At 70.7% G+C, this 21,541-nt stretch carries 16 protein-coding genes; 6 read left to right on the top strand and 10 right to left on the bottom strand.

Annotated features, from left to right (window positions below; all coding sequences use genetic code 11):
- Positions 1-46: 46 nt before the first annotated feature.
- A complete protein-coding gene (locus IEZ11_RS08560) occupies positions 47-1,003 on the bottom strand; it encodes a PDR/VanB family oxidoreductase (RefSeq protein ID WP_189262010.1) in 957 nt (318 codons plus the stop codon).
- 106 nt (positions 1,004-1,109) lie between these two features.
- On the opposite strand from IEZ11_RS08560, the gene hisC reads away from it, so the two are divergent.
- A complete protein-coding gene (gene hisC / locus IEZ11_RS08555) occupies positions 1,110-2,195 on the top strand; it encodes a histidinol-phosphate transaminase (protein WP_189262009.1) in 1,086 nt (361 codons plus the stop codon).
- Positions 2,196-2,426: 231 nt separating this feature from the next.
- On the opposite strand, the gene IEZ11_RS08550 is transcribed toward hisC, so the two are convergent.
- From IEZ11_RS08550 to IEZ11_RS08525, 6 genes are all read right to left on the bottom strand, one after another.
- Complete coding sequence (locus IEZ11_RS08550; RefSeq protein WP_189262008.1) at positions 2,427-3,389, bottom strand: ornithine cyclodeaminase family protein; 963 nt, start codon at positions 3,387-3,389, stop codon at positions 2,427-2,429.
- Positions 3,390-3,394: 5 nt separating this feature from the next.
- Positions 3,395-4,546: an alanine racemase gene (locus tag IEZ11_RS08545; RefSeq protein WP_189262007.1), complete on the bottom strand. Its 1,152-nt coding sequence runs from the start codon at positions 4,544-4,546 to the stop codon at positions 3,395-3,397.
- Positions 4,543-5,925, bottom strand: coding sequence for a M20/M25/M40 family metallo-hydrolase (locus tag IEZ11_RS08540; protein WP_229712881.1), 1,383 nt, complete (start codon positions 5,923-5,925; stop codon positions 4,543-4,545). Before IEZ11_RS08540 ends, IEZ11_RS08545 begins: the two co-directional genes overlap by 4 nt.
- Positions 5,913-6,950: a M42 family metallopeptidase gene (locus tag IEZ11_RS08535; protein WP_189262006.1), complete on the bottom strand. Its 1,038-nt coding sequence runs from the start codon at positions 6,948-6,950 to the stop codon at positions 5,913-5,915. Before IEZ11_RS08535 ends, IEZ11_RS08540 begins: the two co-directional genes overlap by 13 nt.
- A complete protein-coding gene (locus IEZ11_RS08530; RefSeq protein ID WP_189262005.1) occupies positions 6,943-8,745 on the bottom strand; it encodes a M1 family metallopeptidase in 1,803 nt (600 codons plus the stop codon). Before IEZ11_RS08530 ends, IEZ11_RS08535 begins: the two co-directional genes overlap by 8 nt.
- A 529-nt stretch (positions 8,746-9,274) precedes the next feature.
- On the bottom strand, positions 9,275-9,919 hold the full coding sequence (locus IEZ11_RS08525) for a helix-turn-helix transcriptional regulator (RefSeq protein ID WP_189262004.1): 645 nt from the start codon (positions 9,917-9,919) through the stop codon (positions 9,275-9,277).
- 759 nt (positions 9,920-10,678) lie between these two features.
- Here IEZ11_RS08525 and IEZ11_RS08520 point away from each other — a divergent pair.
- The 5 genes from IEZ11_RS08520 to IEZ11_RS08500 all read left to right on the top strand — a co-directional run bounded on the left by IEZ11_RS08520 (position 10,679) and on the right by IEZ11_RS08500 (position 16,656).
- Positions 10,679-11,254, top strand: coding sequence for a TetR/AcrR family transcriptional regulator (locus tag IEZ11_RS08520; RefSeq protein WP_189262003.1), 576 nt, complete (start codon positions 10,679-10,681; stop codon positions 11,252-11,254).
- An 89-nt stretch (positions 11,255-11,343) separates the two neighbouring features.
- A complete protein-coding gene (locus IEZ11_RS08515) occupies positions 11,344-12,138 on the top strand; it encodes an SDR family NAD(P)-dependent oxidoreductase (RefSeq protein ID WP_189262002.1) in 795 nt (264 codons plus the stop codon).
- Between the two features lie 255 nt (positions 12,139-12,393).
- On the top strand, positions 12,394-13,416 hold the full coding sequence (locus IEZ11_RS08510; RefSeq protein WP_189262001.1) for a methyltransferase: 1,023 nt from the start codon (positions 12,394-12,396) through the stop codon (positions 13,414-13,416).
- Between the two features lie 247 nt (positions 13,417-13,663).
- A complete protein-coding gene (locus tag IEZ11_RS08505; protein ID WP_189262000.1) occupies positions 13,664-14,227 on the top strand; it encodes a DinB family protein in 564 nt (187 codons plus the stop codon).
- A 500-nt stretch (positions 14,228-14,727) separates the two neighbouring features.
- A complete protein-coding gene (locus tag IEZ11_RS08500) occupies positions 14,728-16,656 on the top strand; it encodes a maleylacetate reductase and hydroxyquinol 1,2-dioxygenase domain-containing protein (RefSeq protein ID WP_189261999.1) in 1,929 nt (642 codons plus the stop codon).
- A 71-nt stretch (positions 16,657-16,727) separates the two neighbouring features.
- Here IEZ11_RS08500 and IEZ11_RS08495 read toward each other — a convergent pair whose 3' ends face one another.
- From IEZ11_RS08495 to IEZ11_RS08485, 3 genes are all read right to left on the bottom strand, one after another.
- Positions 16,728-17,609: a helix-turn-helix domain-containing protein gene (locus IEZ11_RS08495; RefSeq protein ID WP_189261998.1), complete on the bottom strand. Its 882-nt coding sequence runs from the start codon at positions 17,607-17,609 to the stop codon at positions 16,728-16,730.
- A 139-nt stretch (positions 17,610-17,748) separates the two neighbouring features.
- Positions 17,749-20,514: a helix-turn-helix transcriptional regulator gene (locus tag IEZ11_RS08490; RefSeq protein WP_189261997.1), complete on the bottom strand. Its 2,766-nt coding sequence runs from the start codon at positions 20,512-20,514 to the stop codon at positions 17,749-17,751.
- A 201-nt stretch (positions 20,515-20,715) separates the two neighbouring features.
- Positions 20,716-21,504, bottom strand: coding sequence for an SDR family NAD(P)-dependent oxidoreductase (locus IEZ11_RS08485; protein ID WP_189261996.1), 789 nt, complete (start codon positions 21,502-21,504; stop codon positions 20,716-20,718).
- Between the last annotated feature and the right edge of the window lie 37 nt (positions 21,505-21,541).

The following is a 21,541-nucleotide window of genomic DNA, read 5'->3' as shown; positions in this document are numbered from 1 at the left end:
CCTATGTCAGGTCCTATGTCAGGGCGTTCAGGCGCAGGGGGGTGGGTCAGACGTCGAGCACGAGACGAGGCGTCCGGGCGCGCGAGACACAGACGAGGACGGTCTCGCCCGCGGCCCGTTCCTCGGCGCTCAGCACGGAGTCGCGGTGTTCGGGCTCGCCGGAGACGACCGGTGTCTCGCAGGTGCCGCAGATGCCCTCCAGGCAGGAACTGGGCACCTTGACGCCGGCCTGTTGCAGGGCGGCCAGGATGGTGGTCTCCGGGTCCACGGACACGGTGACGCCCGAGCGCCCGCACTCGACCTCGAAGGCTTCCGCGGAGGCCGGGGCGGCCGGCGCGCGCGGCTGGAACCTCTCCACCCGGAGGGTGCCGACGGGCCAGTCGGCACTCATCTCGTCGAGGGCGTCGAGGAGTTCGGCCGGTCCGCAGGCGTAGACCGCCGTCGAGTCGGTGACCGGTCCCAGCCAGTCACCGAGATCGGCCCGCCCGTCGCGGTCCTCCGGCACGATGTCGACCGGCCCGTCGAGCAGCGGGTCGTCGACGAAGGCCATGCGGTCGAGCGAACGGCCGAGGTAGAGCAGACGCCAGGGCACGCCCGCCGCACGGGCCTCCCGGATCATCGGCAGCAGCGGCGTGATGCCGATGCCTCCGGCGACGAACAGCGTCCGCTCCGTGCCCGGGACGAAGGGGAAGTTGTTGCGCGGGACCGTGACGGTCAGGACATCGCCGGGCCGGACCTGCTCGTGTATCCACCGGGATCCGCCGCGCCCGGACGGCTGACGCAGTACGGCCACCCGCCATGCCGTGCGGACACCGGGGTCGGAGCACAGCGAGTAGGACCGCTCGGTCCCGTTCCCCAGGCGGAAGGTGGCATGGGAGCCCGCCCGCCAGCCCGGCAGCTCCGTCGAGTCGACCGGGCGGAGCTCCAGGGAACAGACGCCGTCGGCCTCCCATCGCAGTGCGGTCACCCGCACCCGATGCGTCTGACCTGCCTCAGCGCCCATGAGGGCCTCCGATCTTCGCCGTCATCACGTTCACCACAACAACATAAATGGTTATAGTTAATATAGTCATTGTCAATCCTTCGGCCGCCCCCAGAGGAGAAGCCCTGTGTCACCCCTCCGCCTGCGCGATCTCTCCGGCATACCGGACTACAAGCCCGGGAAGGCCGCTCCCGCGTCCTCGCGGGGACCCGCGCCGTTCAAGCTGTCGTCCAACGAGAACCCGTATCCGCCCCTGCGGTCCGTGACGGAAGCGCTCAACGGCTCTGCCGCACTCGTCAACCGGTATCCGGAGACCGCCGCGAGCGACCTCACCCGGGAACTGTGCACGCGGTTCGCCGTCGAGCCCGCCCAACTGGTCCTGGGGAGCGGTTCCGTGGAGATCGTCTCCCAGCTCATCAGGGCGACGGCCGGCGAGGGCGACGAAGTGGTCTTCGCCTGGCGGTCCTTCGAGGCGTACCCGATGCTGACGCTGGCGGCCGGCGCCGTACCCGTCCGGGTGCCGCTCACCGCGGACCACCGGCACGACCTGGACGCGATGCTCGCCGCGATCACCGAGCGGACCCGCCTCGTCCTGGTCTGCAACCCCAACAACCCGACCGGCACCGTCGTCACCCGCGACGAACTCGACCGGTTCCTCGGCCAGGTTCCCCCGGACGTCACCGTCGTGATCGACGAGGCGTACGTCCAGTTCAACCGGCACGCCGACAGCCCGCAGGGCATCGACTACTTCCGCCGGCACCCGAACGTGGCCGTGGCACACACCTTCTCCAAGGCCTACGGCCTCGCCGGCCTGCGGGTGGGTTACGCGCTCGCGCCGGTCCAACTGGCCGCCGCCATGCGCAAGGTCGCGCTGCCCTTCGGGGTGACGGCTCTCGCCCAGGCGGCCGCCGTCGCCTCGCTGCGGGCGGAGGACGAACTCGCCGAACGCGTCGAACACCTCGTGCGGGAACGCACCCGGGTGACCCGGGCCCTGGCCGAGCAGGGGTGGCGACTCCCCCGGACCGAGGCGAACTTCCTCTGGTTCCCGCTCGGCGGGCACACCATGGCCGCCGCGGCCGAGTTCGAGACCCACGGCCTGCTGGTGAGGCCGTTCGCCGGAGAGGGCTTCCGCGTCACGATCGCGGAGGTGGAGGCGAACGACGCCGTCATCAAGGCGGCCCGGAGCGTCCGCGACGCAGGCCTGTACGACTGACGCGGCGCATCCCGGGGGCGGGGGAAACTCGCGGTGCGCTGACCGAACCCCGGCCCGAGCCCGCCGGTCAGCGGGCTCGGGCCGCCGAAGAGGCCCTGCCGCAGGAAGCCGGCCGGGCGGGAGTCGCGTGCGCGCTGTCTCCCTGAGCCGTCCGGCGACGCGAAGCGCGCGGGCCGGAAGCCTGGTCCGCTTCCGGCCCGCGCCGCAACCCGTTTTCTCGGTGGACCGGCACTACTCGGCGGCCGCGGCCGCCGACGTCCCGTCCTCCCCGTCCGTGTCGCGTGCCAGCAGCGCCTCCGCGACGTACAGGTCCTGGAGCGCGATGCCCGAGCTGTCGAACACGGTGATCCGGTCCGCGTCGGACGGTCCCGGATCTCCCTGGGACAGGACGGAACCGATGGCGGTCACGTCCCCGGGGTCTCCGTCGTAGTGCTGGAACTCCCCGATCCGCAGCGACTGGGACGGCAGGTCGCAGAACAGGACCGCACGGTGGAGCAGCGCCGGGGGCAGCTCCTGCTTGCCGGGCGCGTCGGATCCCATGGCGGACACATGGGTTCCCGGACGCACCCAGGCGGCCTCGAAGAGCGGCGCGCGCGCCGTGGTGGCGGTCACGATGACGTCGGCCGTGGCGCAGCCCGTCTCCGCGTCGGCCGCCCTCGTCTCCACCGCGCCGAGGTGCTCGTCGAGCCGCCTCCGGAGGCCGTCCACCCGGGCCCGGTCGCGTCCGACGACGTTGATGCGGGTGATCGGACGGATCCGGGCGACGGCCAGGCACTCGTACAGGGCCTGGTGGCCGGTGCCGAAGACGGTCAGCACCGCCGCCTCCGTGCGCGCCAGGGCATGGGTGGCGACCGCGTCGGCGGCGGCCGTCCGGTAGGCGTTGACCTGCGAGGCCTCGACGACGGCGCCGATCCGCCCTCGTTCCTGGTCGAACAGGAGGACGGTCGTGCCGTGCCGCGGCAGTCCTCTCGCGTCGTTCGACGGAAAGTACGTGCCGATCTTGACGCCGGCGAACCGGCCGCTCGCCCCGGACTTGAGGGTGAACTGGTCGTTCTCGTCGGATCCGTGGCCGATCACGACGGGGAACAGCGTGGCCCCGGGCGCGGCGGCCGCGACGAACGCGTCGGTCACGGCCCGGAACGCGAGCTCGTGGTCGATCAGCGCCGAGGACCGCTCTTCCGTCAGGATGCGCATGCGGGTCACCAGCCTCCGACGCGGTGCAGCACGGTGTGGCCGACGTCGGGCCGGCCCTGGTCGAGGAGGAGCCGGCCGTACTGGCCGGCCGTCGCGCAGGCGTGGTTGGGCAGGACGCGCACCCGGGTGCCGATCGGCAGCGCGGGCAAGGCCGCCGTGCTGCCCTCGCGCAGCGAGAGGATGCCGTGTTCCTGGTTGGCGCTCGTCATGAGCAGGTCCGGGTAGGGCCGGCCGTCCGCGTCGAGCACGACGCCGTAGCCCTGGTCCGTGTCCTGTTCGGCGGTGCCGCGGTCCTGCGACATGGCGGTCCATCCGCCGTCGGTGATCAGCCGGCCGCGTTCGGGCTGGTGGGCGATGACCGTCACGACCACGGACAGGGCGATGTCCGTGGTGTCGCAGACGCCGATGCCCGCCATGACGAGGTCGAAGAACAGGTAGTTCCCGGCGCGGATCTCGGTGATCCCGTCGGTGTCGCGGATGAAGTGGGCCGTGGGTGTCGAACCGATGCTGACCACGTCCACGCGGTGTCCGGCCTGCCGCAGTGTCCGCGCGGCCCGGACCGTGACGGCTCGCTCGTTCTCGGCGGCGGCGGCCAGTTCGGCCGCTCCGCGGCAGTGGTAGGACTCGCCGGCGTGCGCCAGCACACCGCGCAGTTCGGCGTCGCGCAGGGCTTCGGCGACACGCAGGAGTTCGGGGTCCTCGGGGCGCAGGCCGCTGCGGTGCCCGTCGCAGTCGATCTCGATCAGGGCGGGGATGCGGTCGCCGAAGGCGGCCGAGGCCTCTGACACCGCTTCGGCCTGGAGCACGCTGTCCAGGAGCACGACGAGGTCCACGCCTCCCGAACGGATCTCGTGCACACGCCTGAGCTTGTCGGGCGCGATTCCGACGGCGTACACGATGTCGTCGAAGCCGTCGGCGGCGAACGCCTCGGCCTCCGCGAGCGTCGACACCGTGACCGGGCCGGTACCGCCCGCCCAGATCTGCCGCGTGAGCTCGGGCGACTTGGCCGTCTTGACGTGCGGACGAAGGCGTACGTCGAAGGGTTCGAGGTGCGCGTTCAGCCGCTGGATGTTGCGGGCGACCCGGGCGGCGTCCACGAGTGCGTACGGTGTCGACGCGCCGTCGGCGGCCGCGGGGGTGGCGGGGAGGCGGGTCATGTGCGCTGTTTCCTCTGAGGCGGAACGGTCGCGATGTCCCGCAGGAACATCGCCTCGGCGATGATCGCGGCCTGGAGGTCGGCCAGCAGGACGCTCTCGTCGGTCGCGTGGATGTTGCTGCCGGGCTCGGAGATGCCGAAGAGCAGGATCTCGGCTTCGGGAGCGGTAGCCCGGAGTGTGCCGCACAGCGGGATGGATCCGCCGTCGCCGACGGTCACGGCCGGCCGCCCGTGCGCCGTGGACAGGGCCCGTGCCAGCGTCGCGTGGGCGACGCCGCCGGGGGCGGAGACGAACGGATCGCTCACGACCAGCTCGTCGATCTCGATGTCGGCCTGCCAGGGATTGTGGCGCCGCAGGTGCGCCGCGAGCAGATCGGCCGCGGCGCGGGCCGGCACACCAGGAGGGACCCGGAGGTTCAGCAGTGCGCGGGCGGCGGGCTGTACGGCGGGAACGGCCTGGCTCAGGGCCGGGACGTCCATCGCCATCACCGTGAGCGCGGGGCGTGCCCACAGCTGGGTCGCGATGTCCGTCGAGCCGAGGACCCGGACGCCGTCGGCGAGGCCGGCGTTCGCCCGGAAGTCGCTCTCCGGGTAACCGGCGGTGTGCGCGGACGGGATGCGCGGCATGCCCTCGATGACCGTGTCGCCGCTGTCGTCGCGAAGGCTCGCGAGCATGCGCAGCAACGCCATGACCGCGTCCGGTGCCGCTCCTCCGAAGGTTCCCGAGTGCAGCACCCTTGAGCCGGTGCGGACCGAGACCCGTGAGACCACCACGCCGCGCAGGGAGGTGACGATGGCGGGCTGCCCTGGGCCCGGGTTGGACGCGTCGAGAACGAGTGCCGCGTCGATGTCGTCGAACTCTTCGCGGTGGGTGCGGATGTAGTCGTCCAGGCCGCGTCCGCCCTGCTCCTCCGAACCCTCGCAGACGAAGCGCACGGCGGCCGTGCAGTGGTCGCCGAGCGCTTCGAGCGCGGTCAGGTGTGCGACGACGCTGCCCTTGCAGTCGGCCGTGCCGCGCCCGTACAGGCGCTCGCCTGCCCTGGTGATGTCGAACGGCGGATGTGTCCAGTCGGCCGGGTCGCCCTCGGGCTGCACGTCGTAGTGGCTGTAGAGCATGACGGTCGGCGCGCCGGGGTGCCCGGGCCGGTGGGCCAGGACGGTGAACGAGCCGTCCGACGTCTCCTGCAGCCGCGGCTCGGGGAACCCGAGCCGTTTCAGCCGGTCGGCGACCACGGTGGCCGTCGCGGCGCAGGCGGCGCGTCGCTCGGGGTCCTTGCCGAAGACAGAGGGCAGGCGGACGAGTTCGCCCAGTGTCCGCACGGCGTCGGGCATGAGCGCCAGGACGGTTTCCCGCAGTCGGTCGTCGGTCAGCGGTTGCATGCGGCCACCAGGAGGTCGAGGGCGGCCGACACGTCGTCCAGATGCACCATCTCGAACGGGCTGTGGGTGTAGCGGGTCGGCACCGTGAGGAGTGCGGTGGGGATGCCCTGCATCATCAGTTGGGCGCCGTCCGTGCCGAAGGACGCGAACGCGGCGTGCTGCACGGGAATCTTGTTCCGGTCGGCCAGGTCGAGGAGCACACGGGTGAGGCCGGCGTCGTAGTGGGTGGCCGCGTCGGAGTGGACGAGGGCCGGGCCGCGGCCGAGGGCCACCTCGCGAGCGTCCGAGGGCATGCCGGGGAAGTCTCCGGCCGGCCCCACCTCCAGTGCGACGGCCTCGTGGAAGGAACCGAGGTCGTGCCGCAGCGAGGCGGCGCCGACCGCGCCGGTCTCCTCCTGGACGGTGGCCACCAGCACGACGTCACGCGTCGCACGCGTCCCGGCCAGGCGGTCCGCCAGTGCCGTCATCAGGGCGAGCCCGACGCGGTCGTCGAGGGCCTTGCCGATCAGGTGACGGCCGAGCCTGCGCGTCTTGGCCCGGTAGAGGACGGGGCTGCCCACATGGATGCCCGCGGCCAGGACGGACCGGCGGTCGGGGAGCCCGAGATCGACGAAGACGTCGTCCCAGGAGGCGATACCGCCGTCGAGGCGACCGCCCGTCGAGCCGCGCAGATGGCCGGTCGCCCGTGCGAAGACGCCGTCGACCAGGCCGCTCGGCGTGAGGATCTGCGCGATGCGGTTGACCGCTTCCGGCAGGATCCCGAAGCCGGAGCCGCGCATTCCGGCCCCCAGGTGCACGAAGCCGTCCTCGGTGATGGTCCGCACGCGCAGGCTCATCTCGTCCATGTGCGCCTGCACCATGAGCCGGGGCCCGTCACCGGGGATCCGGCCCACCACGTTCCCGACGGAGGTGGTGCTCACCTCCGCGCCGGACCCGGCCCACCGCTGTCTCAGGAAGTCGGCCACCGCTCCTTCGTGGCCGCAGGGACCGGGCAGTTCGGTGAGCTGCTTGATCAGCTCAAACACCCGTGGACCCCGCTTCGCCCAGGTACTCCTGCGGCGCGATGCCGAGGTGCTCGAAGCGGGACTCCACGACGGTCCGCGCGATGGGGTGGTAGAAGCCGCGGTTGGCCCGGTAGGTGCGCAGCGCCAGGGGCAGTGTCGAGGGGTTCTCCGCGAGGGCGTCGTACAGCTGCTTCAGGTACTTCATCCGGCCGACACCGCCCAGCAGCTCGACCGTCGCCTCTACGGCCGGCCGGTACGCGGACCGGACGCCCAGAGCGAGCCAGGCCACCCGGATCTCCAGGTTCGTGTGCCGGGTCAGTCCATGGGCCTGGTCGAGGGCTTCGAGGAAGTCCACGCCCTTCGGCGCGGTGAGCCGGCGCACGTAGGCCTTCCAGTGCTCGGCGGTCCAGTGCGCCTGCTCGGCGCCGGGCAGGTCCTGGCCGACGGCCGCGGTCTCGGCCAGGAAACGGGAGGTGACCTCGGGGGTCCCCTCCGGAAGCCAGTCGCCGTAGAGCCACTCCTTGTAGTCGATCGCCTCGGGGAAGATGCCGTCGACGTACGTGAGGAACTCCTCCGTCGTCAGGCTCCGGAACGCGAAGTCGGCGAAGAACCGCTTGAAGAACGGGTCGAAGCGCTCCCGCCCGACGGCTTCCTCCAGCGCCCGCAGGAACAGACCGCCCTTCTCGTGCGCGACCCAGGACGACGTGGTGTCGGGGTCCTGACCGGTCAGGTCCTTGCGCAGCCGGGTCAGCTCGGGTGTCCCGGCGAGGTAGGCGAAGTCGTCGCGCAGGTCGTCGATCGCGAGCGCGGTGTGCAGGTCCGCGACGTCCACGCCGGCGGTGGCCTCGGTGATCCGGCGCTCGGCGTACGTGGTGAAGCCCTCGTTCACCCAGAAGTGGTTCATGGAGTGGCCGGTGACCAGGTCTCCGCTCCAGTGGTGGGCGATCTCGTGACTGAGCACGCCGACCTCGGACCTGTCGCCGAGCACGATGGTCGGGCTGAGGAAGGTCAGCCCCGGGTTCTCCAGCCCGCCGTAGGGGTAGCTCGGCGGCATGACGATGAGGTCGAGGTCGCCCCAGGGATAGGGGCCGTAGAGGTCCTCGGCGGCGGCGAGGAGCGTCTCGACCTCGGAGAACTCCTCCGCGGCGGCGGCCAGCCCGTCAGGCTCGGCCCAGAGCAGGCTACGGGGGCCGATGCGCCGCGCGGCCACGTTTCCGACGACGAGGACGATGAGATACGGCGGCCGGGGTTGCGGAGCGTCGAACTCGAACGTGCGGGTGCCGTCGCCCCCGACGGTTCCGTCCCCGCTCGTCGATTTCGCGGACATCAGCGCCGTGTAGCCGTCCGGCACCGTGATCCTCGCCCGGAAGCTCACCTTCGCCGACATGCTGTCGTGCAGGGGGATCATGGAGCGGGCGTGGATGGTCTGGCACTGGCTGAAGAGGAAGTCGTGCGTGCCCGCGGAGGTCTGCTCAGGCTCCAGCCACTGCAGTGCCGTCGAGCCTTCCGTGGTCTCGTAGGCGACGCGCACCCGGTCCTCGCCCGCCGGCAGTACGAACGTCAGCGGCTCACCCAGCACCGGGTCGGTGTCACCGAGGGTGTAGGACAGGGGCTCGCCGTCCGGCAGAGCCAGTCCCAGGATGTCCAGCCGGCGGGTGTCCAGGACCACCTCGCCGCCGGTGGTCCGGTCGAAGGTGAGCGTCACCGAGCAGCGCAGCCGCTTCCGCCCGAAATCGACGATGACATCCCAGTCGACGTGCCGCGTCTGCGGCATGCCGGGGCGCAGCCGGGAGTGCGGGTCGAATTCAGCTTGCATCAACTGCTCCTTCTCGGTTTCCTGCCAGTGCTCACCCCGCCCGCGGACGTGGACGAGAACGGCCTCCTGCCGGCCCGAGCCGACGCGCGGCGGTGGGCCAGGAGCGGCACCGCTGTTCAGGCGCCCGCAGAGCCGGCCGGCGGACGAACCGACCTGAGACCGGCCTCCGCCCGAAGCCATAATCACTATAATCATTCCTACTGAAGCGGGCAAGGATCCGACCCATTCGTGCCCGCGGAGGAGGCCGTCGCCCGTGCGCCGGCAGTCGCGGAGGATCTGACACCGAAAGCGGCCGCGCGCGGGCACGGTTCGGACCGGAGGCGTCGCCCCCGAGGCCACCCTTCAGGGGCGGGGTGCCCCAGCCCGGGAATGCCGATGTCGGCCCAGCCGTAGCAGCGATGCCCCTCGGCTCCGGCGTCCGCGCGGAACTTCCCGACCCCGGCGGTGACTTCGCGCGTACGCCCCACCTCACGCTCGCAACCGAGAGGGAGATGCCCTCTTCAGGAAACGAGACGCGGACCGCGTCGGGTCACAGGGCGCCCATGCGCATCGCGAAGGCCACCGCGTGCGTGCGATTGCGCAGATTGAGCCGTCGCGTGACGGTGAAGATGATGTTCTTGATGGTGCGCTCGGAGTAGTTGAGCCTGGCCGCGACCTCGGTCGTGTCCAGGCCCTCGGCCAACAGCCTCAGAACCTCGACCTCCCGGCCCTCGAAATCCACTGGCGGATTCGAGCCCGTCGGTTCGCGCAGCAGGGCGCACTCCTCGATCAGGGATCTGAGCAGTTCCCCCGGCATCTGTGCTCGACCCGCCCGGCTGTTCAGCACGGCCTGGAGAATCTCCGTGAACCCCGTCCGCGCCCGGGGCAGCACACTGACGAGGCCGTACCGGACAGCCTGGGCCAGTCGCGGTCTGCTGATCCGGTCGGCGACCAGGACGATACGCGTCTCCGGATCGGCCGAGGCCCCGGACGCCTCCTCCATCCAGGACATGGTCTCCTCCGTCACCTCGTCGGCCAGGATCAGGACGACGTCCGCGCGCGCCGCCTGGTCGGCCGGCAGCAGCACCGTCCCCTCCGACCGGCGCAGGAGGAGTTCGACACCCTGCAAGGACATCGGATCGGCCGCCCGGACGACGATCGATATCGCGGCAGGAGTCTTCTCCTTGTGGGTCAACACAGGTCCTCCAGGATCGGCGCGACGTGGTCTCGAGGGTTGGTCGGCCGGACCTTCTCCCCATGTCACTCAGGAAGGTCCGCGAACGCGGTGAGGCCGACCCGGCTCTCCAGGAGCGTCGCCCTCGCATTCCAGAACTGCCCGTCCGCGCACGCCGACGACGGTGTCGAGCCGGGCACTGCGGCAGTCGGCGCCGCATCGGGCGGACACCGGCCGGAGCGCACTCACCCGACGAGGGCGGAACCCCGCTCCGGAAGACTTCGCTTCCTCGACACCGCCGGAGACGAACACGGCGGCCTTTCGCGACCGCGCCGAGCCGACGAGGCAGCCACGCAGAACGCCCCGCGGACGGAGAAGCGGATTTCCCCTTCGCGGACGCGCTGGGAAGGTTCCTGGGTTCTCACGAACTCCAGGACACTCGTTTCCTGGTTCATCGAAGCGCCTGGTACGGGTATCCGGGCGTGTCCAGCGACGGCCATGAAGGTTCACTGGCCGTGCCCGGGACGGCTGGATCGGTCATGGGGTGTGCTCCATTCCTGCGTACAGAATCGACGTTAGGAGAACGCCTGCCCGAGCGCCCCACGCAATCGCGTAGTCGCCTCGGCATCGCCGAGCAACACCGATCACCAACTCACGGACCCTGGCGAAGGCACCGCCCGTACGCGCGGCACATGGGTTTCCACCTGCACAGATACCGTCCTGAGGGGGACGCCCATCATTGTGGATTGACTATTCCACAAAGCGCGCTACTCTTACGTCATGGTTCGGATCAGGGAGTTCGACATCGACCAGGCGGTGGATCGCGCCATGGATCTGTTCTGGCGCCGCGGCTACGCCGGGACATCCCTGCAGGACCTGCTGCAGGAGTTGTCCATCGGCAGCGGAAGCTTCTACGCGGCCTTCGGTTCGAAGGAACAGCTCTACCTGCGCTCCCTGGACCGCTACATCCACCTCCAGGGCGGCGACCTGGAGAAGACCCTCGGCGGAGGGGCCGGGATCCGGCCCGCCGTCCGCAAGGTGCTCACCTCCCTGATCGAGGCGGACCTGACCGACCCCGCGCGCGGCTGCCTCGTGGTCAACACCTCCACACAGTGCGGCGGGCAGCCGTCGGCGACGGAGCGCGTCAACACCGCCGTACGGCAGGTCGAATCCCTCCTCGCCGACGCCCTGGAGCGGGCGCAGATGCGTGGCGAGATCTCCTCGGACAAGGATCCGAGGAAGCTGGCCCGTTTCCTCACCACGGTCATCCAGGGCATCCGCGTCGTCGGCCAGGCACGCACGGGGAGGGAGTTCGCGGAGGACGCCCTGTCCACCGCGATGCACGCACTGGACTGACAGCCACAGGGACTCCCGCATCCGCCGGATCCACCTGGCAGGGACACCCTGCCCCAGTTATGTATTAATCATTCAAGAAAGGGATCGTCATGGAGCTGCACCTCAAGGACAAGGTCGCCGTCGTCACCGGAGCCAGCAAGGGCATCGGCCTGGCCGTGGTCGAGAAGCTGGCCCACGAGGGCGTCAAGGTCGTGGCCGGCAGCCGCTCCTCCACTCCCGAGCTGGACGCTCTCGCGGCCGCCCACGACATCACGATCGTGCCGGTCGACCTGTCCACCACAGAGGGCGCGGAGACCCTGATCCAACGGGCCGTGGAGCGCCACCAGCGCCTGGACATCCTGGTCAACAACGTCGGCGCCGCCGAACCCCGCGAGTCGTTCCTGAAGGTCGACGACGCCGACTGGCAGCGGATCTTCGACCTGACCTTCTTCAGCGCCGTCCGCGCCAGCCGCGCCGCCCTCCCCCATCTGATCGCATCGGGCGACGCGGCCATCGTGAACATCAGCTCGATCAACGCCCGGCTGCCTTTCCCGATGGTGGTCGACTACTCGGCGGCCAAGGCCGCACTGACCAACCTCAACAAGTCCCTGTCGGAGGAGTTCGCCCCTCAGGGCGTGCGCGTCAACGCCATCGCTCCGGGCCCGGTCCGCACGCCGTTCTGGACCGCGCCGGGCGGTTTCGCCGACGCCACCGCCTCCGCCGCCGGGACCACCGCACAGGAAGCGCTGGACGTCGTCGTGCCGCAGAGCATGGGCATCACGTCCGGACGCGTCAGCGAGGCGCACGAGGTCGCCGACCTCGCTCTGTTCCTCGTCTCCCCGCTCGCCGCGAACATCACCGGGACGGAGACCCTCATCGACGGCGGCCAGACCAAGACGCTCTGAGCTCCGCACCAGACACCCGTCGCGCCGCGCGCCGGCACCCCGGGCACGAGACGGCCGACGCCACCGCGCGTCATGACGAGACAGCCCCATACCGCCCCAGACCGCAGGACTGTGCCCGATGGGGCAACTTGCGTGGTCAGGGGTCCCCTCTCCCCCCGCCCATCCCTTTCATGTCACACCGCGTGACCGCTCCAGGGCCGGTCACGGCCTCAAGAATGTTTACCATTCAACCTCCAAGACCAAACGGAGAGAGAAATGTCGGTCAACGACCCGATCACCCCTGAGCCGCTTCTGCAGATCGGCCTGGGCTTCATGGCCTCCAAAACCCTGCTGAGCGCAGTGGAGTTGGGCATCTTCACCGCGCTGGCCGACGGCGGCCGCGACCGCGCGGCCCTCGCCTCCGAGGTGGGCCTGCACCCCAGGTCCTCCACGGACTTCCTCGACGCCCTGGTGTCACTCAACGTGCTCACCCGCGACGAGAACGGCATCTACCGCAACACCCCCGCCGCGGACCTGTTCCTGGACCGGGCCAAGCCGTCGTACGTGGGCGGCATCCTCGAAATGGCCAACACCCGCCTGTTCGGCTTCTGGAACAACCTCACCAACGCGCTGCAGACCGGCACCCTGCAGAACGAGGTCGCGCACAGCGGCGCCCCGTTCTTCGCCACGCTCAGCCAGGACCCGGCCGCCTGGCGCAACTTCCTCAACGGCATGAACGGCGTCAGCACTCCCCTCGCCGCCGCTCTCGCCGCCGACTTCGACTGGACCGGCCGTCGCCACGTCATCGACCTCGGCGGAGCCCTCGGCGCCGTACCGGCCGCCGTCCTGCACTCCAACCCGGACATCACCGGCGCTGTCTTCGAACTGCCCCCCGTGGCCCCGGTGTTCGAGGAGTTCGTCGCCGCCCACGGCCTGACCGACCGCCTCTCCTTCCACGGCGGGGACTTCTTCTCCGACCCGCTGCCCGAGGCCGACGTCTACGTCATGGGGCAGATCCTCCACGACTGGAACCTGGAACAGCGCCAGTTCCTGCTCAGGAAGGCCTACGACGCGCTGCCCGAGGGCGGCACCCTCATCGTCTACGACGCCATGATCGACGACGAACGCCGCCACAACACCTACGGCCTGATGCTGTCGCTCAACATGCTCATCGACACCGAGGGCGGATCCGAGTACACGGTCGCGGACGCCACCCAGTGGCTCCGGGCCGCCGGCTTCGCCAAGGTGGAGGCCCGTCAGCTCATCGGCGGCTACACGGCCGTCTACGCCACCAAGTGAGTATGGGTCTCACGACCGAGCGTTGACGAGCAGCACGCGAACGGCCCCGATACGGACCGCCGTTCGCACCGCCGCCGCGGATGCCCCCGGAACACGACACGGGCGCTCTCCGCGGCGGAGGCATGTCGGCCGGGGACCGGGTCGCGGACGGCGGGGCGGGCGGCCGTTTCGACCCGGCGCCGGGATACGGTCATCAGGCGCGGCCCGATGGGCAGAGCCAGGTCTCTGCTGTATGTAGTGTGCCCAAATGACAAGAAGCGAGCGGCTCGCGGAGCAGTTGGACTGGCACTGGCACAAGAACCTCCGGCCGCGGCTGGACGGTCTTGCCGATGAGGAGTACTTCTGGGAGCCGGTGCGCGACTGCTGGAGCATCCGCCCACGTGGCACGTCGGCCGCACCGGCATCGGAAGGTTCGGGGCAGTGGACGATGGACTCCGCGTTCCCTGCCCCGGTGCCGGCGCCGGTGACCACGATTGCCTGGCGGCTGGCGCACATCATCGTCTCGTGCCTGGGCTATCGGGTCGGATGGTACTTCGGCGGCCAGGAGGTCGACTCCGAGACATTCGCCTACGCGGGGACCGCCGACGAGGCGCTGAAACAGCTCGATGAGATGTACGGGAGATGGAACGCGGGGGTCCGTGCGCTCTCGGACACCGACTTGGAGAACCCGCCCGCGAGGGGTCCCGAACGGTTTCCCATGGAGAACCGGGTCCTGCACATCAACAGGGAGCTGATCCATCACGGCGCCGAGATCTCCCTGCTGCGCGACCTCTACCGCCGGCAGGACGGAGCCGTACCGCGCCGCATATGACCTTCCGGCAACGGCGATCGGGCTTCGGACTCCAAGGAGACACCCCTTAGTCGAACTACCCCCTGTACGGGAGTGGTTCACGTCTGCCGTGCGTGAAAGTGCAGCGTCGCTTCCCCTTCGGGCCCTGGTGTTGGACGGGCATTCGCGCACTCTGCTGAGATCGCAGGGCGAGTGCGATTCCGTCTATGGGAATCCGGGAGGTGCGATGTTCATCATCATCTGGCCGGACTGGTGAAGCGGCGCGGCCGTTCCGCGTGAAGCCCCGGCTGTCCGCCCTGCGTCATGGCGTGGCGGACAGCCCGGTCCGCCTCCCACGGCAAGGACGCCGGCCAGGTCCGGACAGTGCCGACGGGCTCAGCTGAGGTGACCAGCGACATCACGGCGCTGATGCGTCGTTCGTGCCGGAACACGCGTCGGCTGTGCAGGAATTGACTCATGCCCGCCCCGCAAGCTGGAGACCAACCACCCTGCATCCCGACTCGACGCGGAGGCGACGCCACATGCGCACGTTCGTTCACACATCCCATCCGGTACGAGTGGTCTTCGGCTCCGGTACCGTCGGCCGGCTTGCCGAGGAAGTCCGGCGGCTGGGCGGTGAGCGGGTGCTGTTGTTGTCCGGCAGCGGCCTCGGAGAGGCGGCCGCACGGGTCCGGGACACACTCGGCGACCTGGTGGTCGCTGAGTTCCGTGGCGCGGTCATGCACACACCGGTGGAGGTGACGGAACAGGCTGTCGCCATGCTGCGCGAGGCCGGCGCCGACTGCCTGGTGTCGGTCGGCGGTGGGTCCACGACAGGCCTGTCGAAGGCAATTGCCCTGCGCACCGATCTGCCTCAGGTCGTCGTGCCGACCACGTACGCCGGTTCCGAGGTCACCCCGGTCCTCGGCGAGACGCGCGACGGACGCAAGGTCACCCAGTCCTCGGCCGCGATCCTGCCGGAGACCGTCGTGTACGACGTCGACCTCACGCTCTCGCTGCCTCTGCCCATGTCGGTCACCAGTGGTGTGAACGCCATGGCACACGCGGTGGAGGCCCTGTACTCCGCGGATGCGAACCCGGCCACCGACCGTCAGGCTCTGGACGCGATGGCACGGATCGCGCGGGCGTTGCCGCGGCTGGCCGCCGATCCGGCCGACCGGGAGGCCCGCGCCGACCTGCTGCAGGCGGCGTGGCTGGCGGGGACGTGCCTCGCCGATGTGGGCATGGCCCTGCACCACAAGCTGTGCCACATCCTGGGGGGCAGCTTCGACCTGCCGCACGCCGAGACGCACACCGTGATCCTGCCGCACGTGATGGCGTACAACGCGTCCGCCGCCCCGGACGTGATGCGTCGCATCGCCCGGGCGCTGGACGTGCCCGACGCCGTGAGCGGCGTGTACGACCTGGTCGCCTCGCTGGGCGGGCCGACCTCGCTGCGCGAGCTGGACATGCCGGCGTCCAGCCTGGCGGCCGCTGCCGAACTCGCCGCGGCGACGCCGTGTCCGAACCCGCGGGAGGTCACCGCCGAGGGCGTCCGGGAACTGCTGACCGACGCCTGGCACGGGCGGCGGCCCGAGGGCCCGGCCACCACGGAAACCGTGCTGGCGCAGCTCGCCGAGCAGGTTGTCGCGAGCTTCGCGCAGGCGCCCGACGCGCGTCTGCGTGACCTGCTCACCGGCCTCGTACGACACCTGCACGCCTACGTGGCGGAGCAGGACGTCACCGAGGCGGAGTGGGCCCACGCGATCGACTACCTCACCCGGACCGGACACCTGAGCAGCCCGACCCGGCAGGAGTTCGTGCTGCTCTCGGACGTGTTGGGCATCTCCAGCGCCGTGGACGTGCTGACCAACTCCCGTACGCCCGACACCACCCCCTCCGCAGTCCTCGGGCCCTTCTACGTGGAGGGCCCGCCCGAGGCCGCCCACGGCAGCGACATCTCCGCCGACCTGCCCGGCACTCCGCTGTGGGTGGACGTGACCGTCACCGACACGGCGGGGGAACCGCTCAAGGACGCGGTCGTGGATGTCTGGCAGGCCGACGAGGAGGGCTTCTACGACGTCCAACTCCCCGATCAGGAAGAGCCGGTGCTGCGAGCCCGGCTTCGCACCGACGCGGAGGGCCGACTCACCTTCTGGTCGATTCTCCCCTCGCACTACCCCATCCCGGGCGACGGTCCCGTGGGACAGCTGCTCACCGCGGTCGGCCGCCATCACTACCGTGCACCGCACATCCACTTCATGATCAGCGCCCCTGGCCATCGTCGGCTGGTCACGCAGTTGTTCGTGTCCGACGGTTCCCACCTTGACAGTGACACGGTGTTCGGAGTGAAGGACCCTCTCATCGTCGACTTCACCCCACAGACCGGACCGGCGCCCGACGGCCGCGTCCTCGAAGGGGAATGGCGTCTGCTGACCCACGTCTTCCGCGTCGCTCCGTTGGCCGACTGACCGTGCCCGCCGTCGGCCCGCCGCTCGGTCAGCGGGGTGACCGCGGTCGGCGAGAGCAGGTGAGGTGGGTTCTACTGCCGCCGTGACTCCGCACGGCGCATGGCGGCCGGAGTGGTGCCCAGGCGGGATCGCATCACTCTGGTCAGGTGCTCCTGGTGGGAGAATCCGCAGTCGACCGCCACCTGCCAGATCGGCGCCGACCCGGTGCGCAGCAGCTGACTGGCCCGCTCCAGTCGCAGACTCAGCAGGTACTGATGGGGTGAGTGCCCCGTACTCGCGCGGAACTGGCGTGTGAACTGGCTGGGACTGAGCGAGGCGGCGGAGGCGAGGTCGGCGATCGGCAGGGGTTCGGCGATCCGGTCGTGCATGAGGTCACGCACGGCCGTGAGCTGGCGGTCCGAGAGTCCGGAGCGCGAGGGTGCCGGAGTGGCAGGGCGGGGGACGTGCCGTCGGACGAGCTGCGCGGCGAGCATTCCCGTCAGCTGGTCCACGTAGGTACGGGCCGAGGGCTCCCAGCGGTGGACGGCGGAGTCCAGTTCGCGCATGAGCTGTTCGGCGAGCGGGTCGCTGACACCGAGTTCTTCGGCCAACTCGACCGGTCGCCCTTCGTTGGCTTCGCGCAGAGCATGGTCCGACAGGTAGGCGTGCACCGTGTCGAGGTCGCCGGCCAGTTCGACGCTCAGTTCCCTGTCGGCCGGCTGCAGGAACAGGCCGCCCGGCGGGATCCTCCGCGACCGGGTTCCACTGCCCCGGCCGCGTCGCACAGTGACGGGTCCACCGAGGTGAAGGACGATCAGATGGGTGGGTGCGGGGGCGAACTCGGCCTGGTAGGCCCGCTCCCGCTGGGAAGACACGTACAGATGCGTCCAGCCGAGCCCGGAACTGGTGGACCGGGGCTGTATGTCGGGCTGGCTCAGGATCCCGAGGGTGTCGGCGAGTCCGAGTTCCGGCACGGTGTGGCCTCCGAGTACCGACTTTAATCTGGATTGATCAATACAGAAAGGTCAAGCGTACCCGATGCCGCACCTTGCCACGGGAGTCGGTCGACCGTGGTCCGGAGTCGGGCCGAGCGTGTCGGCCGACGACCCGCTGTCAGTCGTCGGAATCCGTTTCGCTCAGCCTGCGACCGATCTGCTTGCGCGACGTGATCCCGAGCTTGCGGAACACCCTGCTCAAGTGGAACTCGATGGTCGAGGTGGTGACGAACAGCTGGGTGGCGATCTCCGGGTTGGTCAGCCCCGACGCGGCCAGCATCGCCACATGTCGTTCCTGCGGGGTGAGGTCGAACTGGGTGTCGACCGTTCGCTTGCGTGCCCGCTCCCCGGTGGCCAGCAGCTCCGCCCTCGCCCGCTCGGCGAAAGGCGCGGCTCCCCAGGACTCGAAGGCCTCGTAGGCGGCCCGCAGCTGGACCCTGGCGTCGGCACGGCGTCTGCGCCGGCGCAGCCACTCGCCGAACAGCAGCCGCGACCATGCCAGTTCCACGGCCACCGGGACCTTCTCAAGCTGCGAGATCGATTCCTGGTACAGGTGCTCGGCTCCGTCGTCGTCGGTCATCAGGGCCCGGCAGCGCGCGAGCAGCCCCAACGCCCATGGGGTTCCGGCCACAGGAGCGCGCTCCTCCATACGCTCCATGGCCATGGCGGCGGCGTCCCGGTCGCCGGCCCGCAGCCCGGCCTCGACCATGCCGGCAAGATTGACGTCACCGATGACCACCGAGCGCTCGGCGAACACCATGAGCAGGGCGTCGAGCGCCTCCCGGTACCGCCCGCGACCGATCTCGAAGATGCTCAGGGCCTGGCCGGACCACCGGTACGTCGATCCGATCCCCAGGCTCTCCGCCAACGCGTTCATCGCGGCGACCGCGGCCCGCAGCTCGGTTTCCCGACCGGTCCAGGCGTACAGCAGGGCCTTGTGGAAGTCTCCCGACTCGCGGAGTCCGGTCGCGGCCATGTAGTCGTCCGCCTCGATGTAGCAGCTCTCGGCGGCGGCGAACCGGCCGTCCCAGATCTCCACGGTGGCGAGGGCGGTCAACGCCATGCTGAGCCCGTGGAGCGCTCCGCGAGCGCGGTCCGCCGTCACCAGCTTCCCGAGGATCTCCCCCTTGGCCTCGATGTCCCACAACTCGTCGCTCGCGATGCTGACCATGACGCTGAACGCGTTCTCCTCCTGGAGATCGTCGGCGGTACGCAACCGGGCCAGGGCCGCGGCCAGGGCCGGGGCTCCCGCGGCGTAGCCGTAGGCGACCGAGCGCGCCAGCGCCGCCATCAGCGGATCGGGGCTCCAGGCCGGCAACGCCGGTTCGCGCCAGGCGTCGGCCGTGACCCTGGCGACCTCGCGGGTGGTCGTCCCGGTGATCGTCCGGCCGCCGACGATCGCGGCGTACGTCGCCTCGCGCAGCAGGTCCCAGCTCGCCACGGGATCCGTGGTGCCGAGGTCGGCCACCGCCTCCAGCAGCATCGCGGGCACCTCGCGGGGGCGGGAGTTGAACAACTCGACGGACGCCCGCAGCCGTGTCGCGCGGGCCCGGGCGACCGGCCCGGTCAGGTCGGGGGTGGCGACTTCGAGCAGCGGTCGGACCGCCGGCAGATTGCCGGAGGTGAGGTGGGCCGCCGCCGCGTCGAGATACCGCTCGGCCCGCTTGCCCGGATGCGTGGTCATCTCCGCCGCCCGGGTGAGCACCAGGGCCTGTTCGGAGTATCCGCCACGCGCCTGGGCCAGGTCGGAGACGGCTTCGAGTGCCGCGGCCACGTTGTCGTCCGGGCCGTCGGTCGCCTCGGCCAGATGCCAGGCCCGGCGCTCGGGGGCGCTCGTGGCGGCGAGGGCCGCCTGGACACTGCGCCGCTCCTCGACGGACGCGGCCGAGTGGACCGCCGACCGGATCAGCGGGTGGCGGAATCCCACGGTGGTCCCGCGCCTCAGTATCCCCGCGTCGACCGCGGGCGTGGCGGACCGGATGGACAGCCCCAGGGCGCCTGCGGCGCGCCGCAGCGCCGCCTGGTCGTCCGTCGGTGTCGTGGCCATGAGCAGCAGCAGGGTCTGGGTGTCCGCCGGCAGCAGCGCCGCCGCCTGCCGGAAGTGCTCTTCCAAGTGCCGGTTCACCGGCAGTGGTTCAGGCAGTGGTGTGACCCCGGCCAGCTGTTCCGGGCCCAGGTTCACCGCCAGTTCGAGGAGCGCGAGCGGGTTGCCTGCGGTGCCGGCCACCAGCCGCTCGGCGACGGCCTGGTCCAGGTGTCCGGTCACGCCGTGCGTCAGCAGGGCCCTGGCCTCCACGTCCGCGAGTCCCTCCAGCCGGAGTGCGGGCAGCGCGCCGAAGACGTCGTGGCCGCCGGTCCCGTCCCGCCCGGCGAAGAGCAGCCCGAGGCAGTCCGCGTACAGGCGTCGGGCCACGAACGCCAGGGTCTCCGCCGACTCGCGGTCCAGCCACTGCACGTCGTCGATCAGGCAGAGCATCGGCGCCGCCGTGGCCACGTCCGAGAGCAGCGTCAGCGCGGCCAACCCGACCAGATGGAGGTCGGACGGCGCGGCGTCGGTCAGCCCGAACGCGGCGTTGAGGGCGTCCCGCTGCCGGTGCGGCAGAGCCGACAGCCGGCCGAAGTGGGGCCGCAGGAGCCGGTGCAGGGCTCCGTAGCCCAGTCGTGTCTCGGCCTCCACGCCGACCAGTCTGACGACTGTCAGGTCCTGGGCGGACTCGGCGGCGTACTCCAGAAGCCGGGATTTGCCGGCTCCCGCGTCGCCGGTGAACACCAGGACTCCGCTGAAGCCGTCGCGGACCGATGCGAGCAGCCTTCCGATCGCCTCACGCTCCGCCTGCCGACCGACCATCGGCGGCGCCGCCGCGTGGTGAACCCCGGACCACACCTTGAGTTCCTCCTTTCGCGATGCTCCGCCCGGTTCGGACGCCGGTCGCGCCGCAACAGGCCGAGCGAGCGGCACATGACGGTGGTCAGCGCACCTCGCCGACCGCCGAGGCGATGCGATGCGATGCGGCGGGCCGGTGTCCCTCACGGCGGATCTCCCGCCCGGGTGGCCGGCCTGCTCACCAGCGCGGTACGTCCGTGTTCAGACGGTGCCGGTCAGGCCACCGTCGATGACGAAGTCCGATCCCGTCACGTTGGCCGACCTTTCACTGGCGAGCAGCAGGACCAGATCGGCGACCTCCTCGGGCCGTGTGCAGCGGCCGGTCGCCGATTCCCGGGCCGCCTTTTTCGCCGCTGCCCCGGCGCTGCCGCCGTTGAGGTGCGCCAGAGGCGCGGCCACCTCGTCCTCGTCGAGCCGCAGGTCGGTCGTCAGCGGCCCTGGGCAGACCGTGTTGACCCGGATCGCCCGGGGCCCGAGCTCCTTCGAGAGCGACTTGCTGAAGCTGGCCAGTGCGGCCTGGGCCGCGCTGTAGTCGATGAGCATGGGGTCGGGCAGAGCCGCGTGGACGGAGGAGACCGTCACGACGGCGCCGGAACCGGCTTCGAGCAGGAGCGGCAGCGCTTCCCTGGTGGCACGGACCGCCGAGAGGAAGCCGGTCTCAAGCATCGAGAGCCAGTCGAGGTCGGTGACCGACTGGAAGCCGCTGGTTCGCGGACGGGCCGTCCCCGCGTTGTTGACCAGGACGTCGAGGCCACCGAACGCGGTGGCGGCGGCGTCGATCAACTCGGCCGGTCCGTCCGGCGTCGAGAGGTCCACCGCCACCGGCAGGACCGGGTGTTCACCCGCGAGCCGCCGCAGTTCGTCGCTGACGCGGCGGGCGCCCGCCGTCACACGGGCGCCTTCGGCGGCGAGGGCACGCACGACCGCGAGTCCGATGCCGTTGCCGGCACCGGTGACCACGACGCGCTTGCCCTGCAGGTTCAGATCCACGGGGGACCTCTCTCACGTGTCGGGCGGTCTTGCCCGG

The organism is Streptomyces fuscichromogenes (genome assembly GCF_014645815.1).
GTDB lineage: Bacteria > Actinomycetota > Actinomycetes > Streptomycetales > Streptomycetaceae > Streptomyces > Streptomyces fuscichromogenes.
This window is presented reverse-complemented; position numbering and strand designations above follow the sequence as displayed.

What these genes read in the sequence shown, in the direction of transcription:
- IEZ11_RS08550 (WP_189262008.1), bottom strand. Translation starts at nt 3,389, where the DNA reads ATGCGCATCCTGACGGAAGAGCGGTCCTCGGCGCTGATCGACCACGAG.
- IEZ11_RS08510 (WP_189262001.1), top strand. Translation starts at nt 12,394, where the DNA reads ATGTCGGTCAACGACCCGATCACCCCTGAGCCGCTTCTGCAGATCGGC.
- IEZ11_RS08520 (WP_189262003.1), top strand. Translation starts at nt 10,679, where the DNA reads ATGGTTCGGATCAGGGAGTTCGACATCGACCAGGCGGTGGATCGCGCC.
- IEZ11_RS08540 (WP_229712881.1), bottom strand. Translation starts at nt 5,925, where the DNA reads ATGCAACCGCTGACCGACGACCGACTGCGGGAAACCGTCCTGGCGCTC.
- IEZ11_RS08505 (WP_189262000.1), top strand. Translation starts at nt 13,664, where the DNA reads ATGACAAGAAGCGAGCGGCTCGCGGAGCAGTTGGACTGGCACTGGCAC.
- IEZ11_RS08560 (WP_189262010.1), bottom strand. Translation starts at nt 1,003, where the DNA reads ATGGGCGCTGAGGCAGGTCAGACGCATCGGGTGCGGGTGACCGCACTG.
- IEZ11_RS08515 (WP_189262002.1), top strand. Translation starts at nt 11,344, where the DNA reads ATGGAGCTGCACCTCAAGGACAAGGTCGCCGTCGTCACCGGAGCCAGC.
- IEZ11_RS08530 (WP_189262005.1), bottom strand. Translation starts at nt 8,745, where the DNA reads ATGCAAGCTGAATTCGACCCGCACTCCCGGCTGCGCCCCGGCATGCCG.
- IEZ11_RS08500 (WP_189261999.1), top strand. Translation starts at nt 14,728, where the DNA reads ATGCGCACGTTCGTTCACACATCCCATCCGGTACGAGTGGTCTTCGGC.
- IEZ11_RS08545 (WP_189262007.1), bottom strand. Translation starts at nt 4,546, where the DNA reads ATGACCCGCCTCCCCGCCACCCCCGCGGCCGCCGACGGCGCGTCGACA.